Origin of the sequence: Streptomyces sp. WAC04114 (assembly GCF_019733245.1) — a bacterium.
GTDB lineage: Bacteria > Actinomycetota > Actinomycetes > Streptomycetales > Streptomycetaceae > Streptomyces > Streptomyces massasporeus_A.
Window position 1 is genome coordinate 49,746 of the sequence record NZ_JAIGQA010000022.1, and the last position, 12,206, is coordinate 61,951.

The following is a 12,206-nucleotide window of genomic DNA, read 5'->3' on the forward strand; positions in this document are numbered from 1 at the left end:
CCACCGCGCCGAATTTCGGAGGCGCCCGACAGCGGCCGGGTGGTCCACGGGCACGGTCTGCGCCTGGGCTACTTCGCGCAGGAGCACGACACCCTGGACGCGGAGTCGACGGTCCGCGAGCACCTGGCCGCAGCCGCGCCGCACCTCACCGACGGGGAGGTGCGGCGGGTGCTGGGCGCGTTCCTGTTCACCGGCGACGACACCGGCAAGCCGGTCGGTGTCCTGTCCGGCGGCGAGAAGACCCGGCTCGCCCTCGCGGGTCTCACTCGGGCGCGAACGTCCTGCTCCTGGACGAGCCCACCAACAACCTGGACCCGGCCTCCCGTGCCGAGGTCCTGGCCGCGGGGGCACCTACCCGGGCGCGATCGTCATGGTCACGCACGACGAGGGCGCCGTCGACGCGCTGCGGCCGGACCGGGTGCTGCCGGAGGCGGAGGAGGACCTGTGGGACGACGACTTCCGGGAACTGGTGGTGCCCGCGCACCGGTGACCCCGGCCGGGCCGTCCGGCGCGGGGCGCCGGACGAGCCACGGGTCAGGCGTCGCGGTACGCCTCCAGCAACCGCAGCCACACCTCGCTGATCGTGGGGTACGACGGGACGGCGTGCCACAGGCGGCTGATCGGGACCTGGCCGGCGACCGCGATGGTCGCGGAGTGGATCAGTTCGCCGACGCCGGGGCCGACGAGGGTAACGCCGCGCAGGATCTCGGCCTCGAGGTCGACGACCATGCGGGCGCGGCCCTGGTAGCCGTCGGCGTACAGGCCGGCCCCGGCGACGGTGGACAGATCCACGTCGACGGCCTTCACCCGGTGCCCCGCCTGTTCCGCCTCGGCCAGGGACAGGCCCACGGCCGCGGCTTCCGGGTCGGTGAAGACGACCTGCGGGACGGCGGCGTGGTCGGCGGTCGCGGCGTGGGCGCCCCAGGGCTCGGCCACCAGGGTCTCCCCGGTGGCGCGGGCGGTGATGGCGGCGCCCGCGATGCGGGCCTGGTACTTGCCCTGGTGGGTGAGGAGGGCGCGGTGATTGACGTCGCCGACCGCGTACAGCCAGTCGTGGCCGTCCACGCGGAGGCTGTCGTCGACCGGCAGCCAGGTGCCGGGGTCGAGGCCGATCGTCTCCAGGCCGATGTCGTCGGTACGCGGGGCGCGGCCGGTGGCGAAGAGGATCTCGTCGGCCTCGATGCGGTCGCCCGTGTCGGTGACGGCCACGACCGTCCCGTTCTCCCGGGTCACCGACTCCACCGAGGTGCCCGTACGGACGTCCGCGCCGGCCTCCGCGAGCGCCTCGGCGATCAGCTCCCCGGCGAACGGCTCCATGCGCGGCAGCAGGCCCTTGCCGCGGACCAGCAGGGTGACCTGCGAGCCGAGGGCCTGCCAGACCGTGGCCATCTCGGTGGCGACCACGCCGCCGCCGATCACGATCAGCCGCCCGGGCACGGTCTTGGAACTGGTGGCCTCCCGGCTGGTCCATGGCTTGACGGCGTCGAGCCCGGGCAGGGCGGGCACGGCGGCGCGGCTGCCGGTGCAGACGGCGACGGCCTGCCGGGCGGTCAGGACGCGCTCGCCGCCGTCCGGGCCGGTGACCGTCACCCTGCGGGGGCCGGTGAGGCGCCCGTGGCCGCGGTACAGGGCGGCGCCGATGGAGTCGAGCCAGCGGACCTGGCCGTCGTCCTTCCAGTTCGAGGTGTAGTAGTCCCGGTGAGCGAGGACCGCGGAGGCGTCGAGGGGGCCCTGCACGGACTGGCTCAGGCCCGGGACGCGGCGGGCGTCCGCGCGGGCGATGACCGGCCTCAGCAGGGCCTTGCTGGGCATGCACGCCCAGTATGAGCATTCGCCGCCGACCAGTTCGCTCTCCACGACCGCGGTGGTCAGTCCGGCGGCGCGGGTGCGGTCGGCGACGTTCTCCCCCACGGGCCCGGCACCGAGTACCACGACGTCGTACGTGTTGGTTTCCGTTTCCGTCATGGGGTCAGTCTGGTGGGTGGTGTGCGCCCTGGCCACATGGGTAGGGGCGCGGAATACGTGTCCGGTCGGCCGTGTTGTGCCGACGGTTTGACCCCACACCAGGAAGAGGGATGTACGCCATGAGCAGCACCGTGGAGCTCACCAAAGAGAACTTCGACCAGATGGTCACGGACAACGAGTTCGTCCTGATCGATTTCTGGGCCGACTGGTGCGGGCCGTGCAAGCAGTTCGCCCCGGTGTACGAGAAGGCGGCGGAGGCCAACCCCGACCTGGTGTTCGGCAAGGTGGACACCGAGGCGCAGCCCGAGCTGGCCGCGGCCTTCGGTATCCAGTCCATCCCCACGCTGATGATCGTCCGTGACCAGGTCGCGGTGTTCGCCCAGCCCGGCGCCCTGCCCGAGGCCGCCCTGACGGACGTCATCGGGCAGGCCCGCAACCTCGACATGGACGAGGTGCGCAAGTCGATCGCCGAGCAGCAGGCCCAGCAGCCGACCGAGTAACGGGTCCCCGGGCTCGACGCCCGTAGGGCCGGGTCCTGGAAGGGTAGGGGGCCGACGTCTCCGTCCTAGAAGGGGTACGGAGCGACGTCTCCGCGTACCGTCGTCCAGCGCAGTTCTGTGAAGGCCTCCAGATTGGCCTCACCGCCGAAGCGGGCGCCGGTGCCGGAGGCGGCGACTCCGCCGAAGGGCGCCACGGCCTCGTCGTTCACCGTCTGGTCGTTGATGTGGACGATGCCGGTCGGGATGCGGTCGGCGAGGTCCAGGCCGCGGGCCGGGTCCCTGGTGACGATGCCCAGGGAGAGGCCGTACGGGCTCTGCGCGGCCAGCGCCGCCGCCTCGTCGGTGGTGGTGAAGGGGCGGACGGGCGCCACCGGGCCGAAGACCTCCTCCGTGTACGCGGGGGTGCGGTCGTCCACATTGGCGAGGACCGTCGGCCGGTAGAAGAGCCGGTCGTGGGTGCCGCCGGCGGCGAGCTTGGCACCGGCGGCCGTACTGGCCTCGACCAGACCGCTGATCTTGCCGAGCTGGCCCGAGTCGATGATGGGACCCAGGTGTACCTGGTCCCGGTGCGGGTCTCCGACCGCGAGTGAGTCCGCCTTGGCGGCCAGCCGCTCGACGTACTCGTCGTAGAGGGACGCGTGCACCAGATGCCGTCCGGTGGTCATGCAGATCTGGCCCTGGTGGAAGAACGAGCCCCAGGCGGCCGTGGAGATGACCGCGTCGAGGTCGGCGTCCTCCAGCACGATCATGGCCGAGTTGCCGCCCAGCTCCAGGTGGGCCCGCGTGAGGTGACGGCCGGCGGCCTCGCCCACGGCCCGTCCGGCGGCGGTGGAGCCGGTGAAGGAGATGACGGGCACGCGCGGGTCGGCGACCAGGGCCTGTCCGGCGTCGGCGCCACCGGGGAGCACGTGCAGCAGGTCTTCCGGCAGGCCCGCGGCGGCGAAGACCGCGGCGAGGGACAGCCCTCCGCAGACGGCCGTGCGGGGATCCGGCTTGAGCAGGACCGCGTTGCCCAGCGCCAGGGCCGGAGCGACGGAGCGGATCGAGAGGATCAGCGGGGCGTTGAACGGTGAGATCACGCCGACCACACCGGCCGGGACGCGACGCGTGTACGACAGGCGCGGCGCCTCGCTGGGCAGGACCTGGCCGGCCGGGCGGGAGGCGAGCGCGGCGGCCTCGTAGCACTCCTGGGCGGCCACGTGCAGTTCGAAGTCGGCCTTGCCCGGGACGGAGCCCGATTCGCGGACGAGCCACTCGCGCAGTTCGGCGGCGTGCTCGGCGAACAGGTCGCCGGCCTTGCGGAGCACGGCGGCGCGGGCGAAATGCGGGGTGCGTGCCCAGGCGCGCTGGGCGTCGGCGGCCCGCTCCGAGGCGGTTTCGACGTCCTCGGCGGTGGCGAGGGCGAGGGTGCCGAGGGCTTGGCCGGTGGCGGGCTCGGTGACGGTGTACCCGGCCCCCGCGAGGCGGCGGGGCTGCCAGGTCCTGGTGTCGAGCAACGGCATGACGGCTCTCCGATCGATCGGTCACCGGCTGCCGGGGGTGGGAACAACTCCCGTACGTGCGCGGCCGGTTCGGCGGTCACATGGCGGGACGCGCCGAGCGGGCGCGGCGGTGCGCCGCGGCCCGTGCGGAACACGTCCCCGTTTTGTTGAGCATGCAACATCCTAGCCATGCCTCGGCACGAAAGCGGGGCCGCGGGGCGCCTGTTGGCCTGGCGATGCCGGCCGGTCGTGCGCGAAGGATCATGCGAGGCCGGTCGCGCGCAGCCGGTCGGCCGACCGATTATGCGAGGCCGGTCGTGCCGCCACCGGCCATGCGCGGCCGACCACGCGCAGCCAGCCGAGCCAACCGATCATTCGCGGCCGACCACGCGCAGCCGGTAATGCCGCCACCCATTGCGCGCGGCCGACCGCACGCAACCGGACATGCCACCACCCATCGTGCGCAGCCGACCACGCGCAACCGGACATGCCGCCACCGACCATGCGAAACCTGTCGTGCCGCGCCGGGTCAACTCGATTCGCGGTGCAGCACCGTTGCTCCCAGGACCTTGTGCGTCTCGGGCTCGGTGGTGGGCTTGCGCACCGCGCGGTCGACCAGTTCGGCGAGTTCACGGCCGCAGGGCAGCTTCAGGTGGACCGTGCTCAGCCGGGGCCGCAGCAGCCGCCCGAGCATCAGGTCGTCCGCGCCGATCACGGCGGTCTCCTCCGGGATGCGGATTCCCTCGTCCAACAGGGCACGCATCAGCAGCATCGCGTACTCGTCGTTGTAGGTGAACACGGCGTCCAGGCCGAGGGTGCGCCAGCGGGCGGCCAGGCGCGCAGCGTCCTGCTCGTCGTAGGCGAGGGGCAGTTCGGTCACCGTGGCGTCCGTGCCGCGCACCGACTGGCGCACGCCGTCGAGGCGGGGTGCGGAGAACGCCTCGAGGCCGGGTTCCTGCGGGACGACGACGCCGATCCGGCGCCGGCCGCGGTCGTAGAGGTGGGCGCCCGCGCTGTGGCCGACGACGTCGTGGTCCATGAGCAGCGCGTGCGCGCCCTCGATGGTCTCGGGGCCGAGGGTGACCACGGCCCGGGCTCCCGAGCGCTTGAGCACCGCCACTCCGCGCGGGCCGAGACCGGAGCCGGGCACGAGCACGGCCACGGGCCTCAACTCGGCCCAGGCGCGGGCCGCTTCGTCGCCGTGCGGGCCGCCGGTGCCGTACTGCACGACGGTGTAGTCCAGGCTGCCGAGCGATCCCTGGAGGTCGGTGAGGAACCGGTTGTAGAGCGGGCCGACGGGGAAGGTCGGCGCGGGGATGAGGACCATCCGGCTGTGCCCGGCGCGCAGACTGCGGGCCGCGGCGTGCGGTACGTATCCGAGCTCCCTCGCGGCCTCGCGCACACGGCGGCGGGTGGGTTCGCTGATGCGTACGGCGCTGGTGTTGTTGAGGACGTAGGAGACGGTCGCGCGCGAGACGCCGGCCAGGCGGGCCACATCGGCGCTCGTGGGCACGGAGCGCGACGGTGCGGGGGACGGGGGCGCGGGCGTTTTCGGTATCTGCACCATGACGTACGGCATCTTGGCAGAAGCCCCAATGCGCCCTTCCGGCGGGGGAGTTGTGACGAACCCGTGAGCGCTCACGAGGTGCGGCGGAGGGCTATCGGCGGGCGGCGCCCTCGCCCGTCACCCGATCGACCAGGTCGGTCCACGCGGCCTCCAGACGGGACAGCGGTATGCCGCACTGTCTGGTCAGGTGGTGCACGAGGGCGGGGTCGAGCTGACCCATCAGCGCGTGGGAGAGGAGCTCACAGTCCGCGTCGGGGACCGCCTGTCGCAGCAGCATCTCGATGTGGTGCCGCAGCACACGCCGGGCGGGGGCCACGTAGCGGCGGCTCGCACCGGGCTCGGCGGCCAGCTGCAGCTCGAGCTCGTCGGTCGAGCGGCGCAGCATCGCGCAGCCGAACGCCCGCAGCCGCTCCTCGGGCGCCGCTCCAGGTCCGAGCGGCGGCGGGCCGCCGAGGAACGCGGCCTGGAACTTCTTCTCGGAGTGGTCGAGCAGCGCGGTCAGCAGGCCGGTGCGGTCGCCGAACCTGCGGAAGACCGTGCCCTTGCCGACACAGGCCTCGGCGGCCACCGCCTCCATCGTGACGGCCTCCGCGCCGCGCTCCGCCACCAGCCGCCCGGCGGCTTCCAGCAGCCGGGCGCGGTTGCGCGCGGCGTCGGCCCGCAGGCACGGCTCGTCCGCCTCCAGGGCGGCGCCGAGCTGGAGCAGCTCAGGCTGGTCGACGGGCTCCTGGGGCGTCGGAACGGAAGGCGGGGCGGCGGACATGAAGCCAGCGTAAAGCATCGGGAACAAAACTGGACCGCGGTCCGGTTGTGATGCTAGAACCTTAAAACGGACCCCGGTCCGGATCGATACGCAGTGTTTCAGAGCAGTGCCTCATACGTGGGAGTCAGCATGTCCGTTCGTATCCTCGCCCTCGTCGGCAGCCTTCGCGCCGGTTCGCACAACCGCCAGCTCGCCGAGGCGGCCGTCAAGCTCGCCCCCGAAGGGGCCGAGGTGAACCTTTTCGAGGGGTTGGCCGAGATTCCCTTCTACAACGAGGACATCGACGTGGAGGGCAGCCTCCCGGCCGCCGCCGCCCGGCTGCGCGAGGCCGCGAACGCCGCCGACGGCCTGATCCTGTTCACCCCCGAGTACAACGGCACCATCCCCGCCGTCCTGAAGAACGCCATCGACTGGCTGTCCCGCCCGTACGGTGCCGGTGCCCTCAACGGCAAGCCGGTCGCCGTGGTCGGCACCGCGTTCGGCCAGTACGGCGGTGTCTGGGCGCACGACGAGACCCGCAAGTCCGTGGGCGTGGCCGGCGGCAAGGTCCTGGAGGACGTCAAGCTGTCCATCCCCGGCTCGATGACCCGCTTCGCCGAGACGCACCCGGCCGACGACGCCGAGGTCGCCGAGCAGCTGACCGAGGTCATCGCCCGCCTGCACGGCCACGCGTCGGAGCCCGCGGCGGCCTGACCGCGCGCGTTTCGCACCCGTGAAGGGGCCGCGGCCGACAAACGGCCTCGGCCTCTTCGGCATTTCCGGAGGGTGCCTCCGCCGACCGGGCCACGTCGGCCGGGCCGGGCAGGCTCGGCGCTTGCCCGGAGCGAAAGGCAGCGGCCGGGCTGGCGCCGGACGGGGTGAGGCAGGCAGGCACGTAGGTAGGTAGGCAGCTAGGCAGGTAGGCGGGCAACGCGCCGGGACCTGGCCGGCCTCGAGGATCGAGCGGCCCCCGAGCGACACCAGCACCGGCACCAAGCGGAACACGGCCCTCCACCCGACCGGCCACGGACGGCCACGGACAGCCCCGGCCGGCCACGCAGCACCCCTGCAGAGCAGCCGACCGGCTCGGGACGGTCGTCAGGCCGGTTGCGGATGTGCCTCTCGGGCGGTCCTGTGGATCGGTGTGGCCGAACCCGTGAGCGGCGTTCCCGTGCCGCCGTGCCGGACCGCGATGATCTCCGCCGCTATGGACACGGCCGTCTCCTCGGGCGTACGGGCTCCCAGGTCGAGGCCGATCGGTGATCTCAGCCTGGCCAGGTCGTGCTCGCTCATGCCCGCTTCCCGCAGCCGCCGGTTGCGGTCCTCGTGGGTGCGGCGGGAACCCATCGCGCCGATGTAGGCGACGGGCAGTCGCAGCGCCTCCGTCAGCAGGGGTATGTCGAACTTCGCGTCGTGGGTGAGCACGCACAGCACCGTGCGCCCGTCGGTCTCCGTGCGCCGGAGGTAGCGGTCGGGCCAGTCGACGACGATCTCGTCGGCCTGCGGGAAGCGGGCCCGGGTCGCGAAGACGGGGCGCGCGTCGCACACGGTGACGTGGTAGCCGAGGAATGCGCCCGCCCGTACCAGGGCCGCCGCGAAGTCGATCGCGCCGAAGACGATCATGCGGGGCGGCGGCGCGGCCGACTCGACCAGCAGGGTGAGACCGCCCGGGCAGTGCGACCCGTCCTCGGAGAGCTCCACCGTGCCGGTCCGGCCGGTGTCCAGCAGGGCCCCGGCTCGGTCGAGCGCCGCGCGGTCCAGCTCCGGGCCGCCGCCGAGGCCACCGGCGGACGAGCCGTCGGGGCGGACCAGCAGGGCCTGGCCCAGGAGGCCGGACGGGCCCCGCACCACCCGGGCCAGGGCCACCGGCTCGGTCCGGTCGGCAGCCGCCAGGGCCGCCCTCTCGATCGCCCGCCCGCCCGCGAACGGGGTGATCATGACGTCGATCGTCCCGCCGCAGGTCAGCCCCACTGCGAAGGCGTCTTCGTCGCTGTAGCCGAACCGCTCGACGAGCGTCACGCCGTCCCGGAGAGCCTCAAGGCACAGGTCGTACACCGCTCCCTCCACGCAGCCGCCCGAGACCGAGCCGACGGCCGTGCCGTCCGCGGCGACGGCGAGCGCGGCGCCGGGAGGTCGCGGGGCGCTGCCGCCCACGGCGACGACCGTGGCGACGGCGAAGTCCCGGCCCGCCTCGCTCCACTCGTGCAGAGGTCCTGCGAGATCAAGCATCGGCGCCCGCCAGCAGGACGCGGTCGGGGCGGATCGGCAGGTTCCGGTGGCGTACGCCGGTGGCGTGCCACACCGCGTTGGCGACCGCCGCGGCCGCGCCCACGATGCCGACCTCGCCGATGCCCTTGATGCCGACCGGGTCGTCCGGGTCGGGGTCATCGATCCAGTCGGCCTCGACGTGCGGGATGTCGGCGTGCGCGGCGACGTGGTAGCCGGCGAGGTCGGCGCCGTAGAGGCCGCCGCTCGCCCGGTCCCGGACGGCTTCCTCGTGCAGGGCCATGGAGATGCCCCAGATCATGCCGCCGACGAACTGGTTGCGGGCGGTGAGCGGGTTCACGATCCGGCCGGCCGCGAAGATACCCAGCATGCGGCGCACCCGGACCTCTCCGGTGGCGGGGTCGACGGCGACCTCGGCGAACTGGGCACCGAAGGCGTGCCGCTCCTTCTGGGCGAGGGCGCCGAGGGCTTCGGCCGTGTCCGACCGTACGGTGACGCCCTCCGGCGGGATGTCCGCGCCCGGCGCGAGGCTCCGGCGCAGTTCCTGAGCGGCGGCCGTGACGGCCCAGCCCCAGGAGCGGGTGCCGGCCGAACCGCCGGCGATCGAGGCGGCCCCGAGGTCGCTGTCCCCGATCTCCACCCGGACGCGGTCCGCGGGCACCTCCAGGACGTCGGCGGCGACCAGGGTGAGCGCGGTGCGGGCGCCGGTGCCGATGTCCGCGGCGTTGATCCGCACCGTGAAGGTGCCGTCCGCCTCCGCGGTCAGGGCCGCCGTGGACGGCATGGCCAGAGTGGGGAAGGAGGCTGCGGCGGTACCCGTGCCGAGCAGCCAGCGGCCCTCCCGGCGCACCCCGGGCCGCGGATCCCGCCCGTCCCAGCCGAACCTGCGGGCGCCTTCCCGGAAGCAGGGGATGAGGTTGCGGCTGCCGAACGGCAGCCCGGACACCGGTCCCACCTCGGGCTCGTTGCGGACCCGCAGTTCGATCGGGTCGATCCCGCACCGCTCGGCGAGCTCGTCGAGTGCCGACTCCAGCGCAAACGAGCCCGACGCCTCGCCCGGGGCGCGCATCCAGGTCGGGGTGGGAACGTCGAGTTTCACGAGCCGACTGGCCGTGTGGTGGGCGTCGGCGGCGTACATCGACCGGCTCGACGCCGCGCTGGGCTCGACGAAGTCGTGGAAAGTCGAGGTCTGGTTCAGCGACCGGTGCTCCAGCGCGAGCAGCCGTCCGTCCGCGTGGGCACCGAGCCTGACCCGCTGTGCGGTGGGGCTGCGGTGACCGGCGAGGGAGAACATCTGCCGGCGGGTCATGACGACCCGGACCGGGCGCCGCAGCACGGTCGCTGCCATCACCGCGGCCACCTGGTGCACGCGAAGCCCCTTGCTGCCGAAGCCGCCACCGACGTGCTCGGACCGGACCCGCACCGAAGCCGGGTCGAGGGAGAACAGGCTCGCGAGCTCGCCGGCGACCCAGCCGGTGCCCTGGTTGGAGTCGACGACCTCCAGGCGGCCGCCGTCCCACCGGGCCGCCGCCGCGTGCGGCTCCATCGGGTTGTGGTGCTCCTCCGGGGTGGTGTACTCGGCGTCCACCACCACCGCGGACGCGGCGAGTCCGGCCTCCAGGTCGCCCTTCTCCACCACGGCCGGCAGGTGCCCGTCCTGCGCGTACGCCTCGGCCTCGCGCCCGGCGGAGAACGCGACGTCGTGCGGCTCCTGGTCGTAGTGCACCACGAGGGCCTCGGCGGCCTCCCTTGCCTGCTCGGAGGTCTCGGCCACGACCAGGGCCACCGGCCAGCCCATGTGGGGCACGCGGTCGTGCTGGAAGAGGCCGACGGTGAGGTCCGGCGGGGTGCCCATCATGCCGGTGTAGTCGGTGTCGACACGCGGGGCGTTGTGGTGGTGGAGCACGGTGAGCACCCCGGGCATGGCGAGCACGGCCTCGGTGTCCAGGGCGCGGATGCGGCCGCGGGCCACGGTGGACAGCACCAGCCAGCCGTGGGCTAGCTCGGCGAAGGGGATCTCGCCGGCGTAGCGGGCCGCTCCGGTGACCTTGTCGCGGCCTTCCACGCGCGGATGCGCGGTGCCCAGGGCTCCCTTGGTGGCGGTGGTCATCGGGCGGCCTCCTCGGCGAGTTCACTCAGCACGGCCACGACGAGGTTGCGCATCAGGGTCACCTTGTATCCGTTGTGGGGCAGGGGCCTGGCGACCGTCAGTTCGGCGTCCGCGGCGGCCGCGAAGTGTTCGGCGTCGGCCGGGCCGCCGGTCAGGGCGCGTTCGGCCGCGCGGGCGCGCCAGGGGCAGGAGGCGACCGCGCCGAAGGCCAGGCGCACGTCGTGGACGAGGCCGTCCCGGACGTCGAGCGCGGCGGCGACGGACCCGATGGCGAAGGCGTACGAGGCCCGCTCGCGCACCTTGCGATAGCGGGAGTTGACCGCTGTGGTGGTGGGCGGGAGGGTGACGCCGGTGATGAGCGCGCCCGGCGGCAGGGCGGTCTCCAGATGCGGGGTCTCCCCCACCGGGAGGTAGAAGTCGGTGAGCGGCAACTCCCCCGCCCCGTCGGTCGTTTCGTACGACACGCTCGCGTCGAAGGCGGCCAGGGCCACGCCCATGTCGGAGGGGTGGGTGGCCACGCAGTGGTCGGAGGCGCCCAGGACCGCGTGGTTGTGGTGCTCTCCGGTGATGGCGGGGCAGCCGCTGCCGGGATCGCGCTTGTTGCAGGGGGAGGTGACGTCGGTGAAGTAGCCGCAGCGCGTGCGCTGGAGGAGGTTGCCGCCGACGGTGGCCATGTTGCGCAGCTGCCCGGAGGCTCCGGCCAGCACGGCCTGTGCGAGTGCCGGGTAGCGGCGCCGGACCTCGGGGTGGGCGGCCAGGTCGCTGTTGGTGACCGTGGCGCCGATGCGCAGCCCGCCGTCCTCGGTCGGCTCGATGCGGTTCAGGGGCAGTTCGCGTATGTCGACGAGCCGGGCGGGCCGTTCGACGCCGGTCTTCATCAGGTCGACGAGGTTCGTGCCGCCGCCCAGATAGCGGGCCTCTCCGTCGCTGTCGAGCAGTGCGACGGCGCCGGAGACGTCGTACGCCCGCTGGTAGCCGAACTCCCTCATGCCGCAGCTCCCTTGGTCTCCTCGGCGGCCCTGGCCACGGCCTGGACGATCGACACGTACGCGCCGCAGCGGCACAGGTTGCCGCTCATGCGCTCGCGGATCTCCTCCGGGGTCAGCGGCGGTGGTCCCACCTCGGGCCGGACGTCGCCGGTGACCGCGCTCGGCCAGCCGGCCGCGTGCTCCTCGATCACGGCGATGGCCGAGCAGATCTGGCCCGGCGTGCAGTAGCCGCACTGGAAGCCGTCCAGGTCGAGGAACGCCTGCTGCACGGGGTGCAGTCGCTCGCCCTCGGCCACGCCTTCGATGGTGGTGATCTCGCGCCCTTCCGCGGCCACGGCGAGCTGGAGGCAGGCCACGCTGCGGCGGCCGTCCAGCAGGACCGTGCAGGCACCGCACTGGCCTTGGTCGCAGCCCTTCTTGGTGCCCGTCATGTCGAGTCGTTCACGCAGGGCGTCGAGCAGGGTGGTGCGGTGGTCGACGGTCAGCGTGTACTTCTCGCCGTTGACGGACAGGGTGAGGTCGCTGGACGTCGATGCTGGCATGGAAGCCTTCTCTCTCACATCGCGAGGTCGGGGGTGGGCAGGGTCGCTGCGGGTGGCGATGTCGGTTCGCGACCGTGCGGGACG

Annotated in this window: 10 protein-coding genes and 1 pseudogene; 3 read left to right on the plus strand and 8 right to left on the minus strand. The window is 73.3% G+C overall.

Annotated features, from left to right (window positions below):
• Positions 1 to 18 precede the first annotated feature (18 nt).
• Positions 19 to 490, plus strand: a pseudogene (locus tag K4G64_RS09370) (ATP-binding cassette domain-containing protein); the annotation flags it as partial.
• 44 nt (positions 491 to 534) lie between these two features.
• Here K4G64_RS09370 and K4G64_RS09375 read toward each other — a convergent pair.
• Entirely contained in the window at positions 535 to 1,965 is a 1,431-nt protein-coding gene (locus tag K4G64_RS09375; RefSeq protein ID WP_221755554.1) for an NAD(P)/FAD-dependent oxidoreductase, read from the minus strand.
• Positions 1,966 to 2,084: 119 nt separating this feature from the next.
• Between K4G64_RS09375 and trxA the strand changes: the two genes are divergently transcribed.
• Positions 2,085 to 2,465: a thioredoxin gene (gene trxA, locus K4G64_RS09380; protein WP_221755555.1), complete on the plus strand. Its 381-nt coding sequence runs from the start codon at positions 2,085 to 2,087 to the stop codon at positions 2,463 to 2,465.
• A 65-nt stretch (positions 2,466 to 2,530) separates the two neighbouring features.
• On the opposite strand, the gene K4G64_RS09385 is transcribed toward trxA, so the two are convergent.
• From K4G64_RS09385 to K4G64_RS09395, 3 genes are all read right to left on the minus strand, one after another.
• The gene (locus tag K4G64_RS09385; protein WP_221755556.1) at positions 2,531 to 3,967 is read right to left on the minus strand and encodes a benzaldehyde dehydrogenase; all 1,437 of its coding nucleotides are present in this window, start codon (positions 3,965 to 3,967) and stop codon (positions 2,531 to 2,533) included.
• 508 nt (positions 3,968 to 4,475) lie between these two features.
• Positions 4,476 to 5,513 carry a LacI family DNA-binding transcriptional regulator gene (locus tag K4G64_RS09390; protein WP_221755557.1) on the minus strand — a complete coding sequence of 346 codons (1,038 nt, stop codon included), beginning with the start codon at positions 5,511 to 5,513 and terminating at the stop codon, positions 4,476 to 4,478.
• Between the two features lie 91 nt (positions 5,514 to 5,604).
• A complete protein-coding gene (locus K4G64_RS09395) occupies positions 5,605 to 6,276 on the minus strand; it encodes a TetR/AcrR family transcriptional regulator (RefSeq protein ID WP_221755558.1) in 672 nt (223 codons plus the stop codon).
• 129 nt (positions 6,277 to 6,405) lie between these two features.
• Here K4G64_RS09395 and K4G64_RS09400 point away from each other — a divergent pair, with 129 nt between their 5' ends.
• Positions 6,406 to 6,969 (plus strand): NAD(P)H-dependent oxidoreductase, encoded by a 564-nt coding sequence (locus K4G64_RS09400; RefSeq protein WP_221755559.1) that lies wholly within the window; start codon positions 6,406 to 6,408, stop codon positions 6,967 to 6,969.
• A 384-nt stretch (positions 6,970 to 7,353) separates the two neighbouring features.
• Here the strand turns inward: K4G64_RS09400 and K4G64_RS09405 are convergent, their stop codons facing one another.
• The 4 genes from K4G64_RS09405 to K4G64_RS09420 are packed head-to-tail and all read right to left on the minus strand — an operon-like array spanning position 7,354 to position 12,122.
• Entirely contained in the window at positions 7,354 to 8,484 is a 1,131-nt protein-coding gene (locus K4G64_RS09405; RefSeq protein WP_221755560.1) for an XdhC family protein, read from the minus strand.
• Positions 8,477 to 10,591, minus strand: a complete 2,115-nt coding sequence (locus K4G64_RS09410; RefSeq protein WP_221755561.1) for a xanthine dehydrogenase family protein molybdopterin-binding subunit — start codon at positions 10,589 to 10,591, stop codon at positions 8,477 to 8,479. Before K4G64_RS09410 ends, K4G64_RS09405 begins: the two co-directional genes overlap by 8 nt.
• Positions 10,588 to 11,580 (minus strand): xanthine dehydrogenase family protein subunit M, encoded by a 993-nt coding sequence (locus K4G64_RS09415; protein WP_221755562.1) that lies wholly within the window; start codon positions 11,578 to 11,580, stop codon positions 10,588 to 10,590. Before K4G64_RS09415 ends, K4G64_RS09410 begins: the two co-directional genes overlap by 4 nt.
• Positions 11,577 to 12,122 carry a (2Fe-2S)-binding protein gene (locus K4G64_RS09420; RefSeq protein ID WP_221755563.1) on the minus strand — a complete coding sequence of 182 codons (546 nt, stop codon included), beginning with the start codon at positions 12,120 to 12,122 and terminating at the stop codon, positions 11,577 to 11,579. The genes K4G64_RS09415 and K4G64_RS09420 overlap by 4 nt, the downstream gene beginning before the upstream one ends.
• Positions 12,123 to 12,206: the final 84 nt, after the last annotated feature.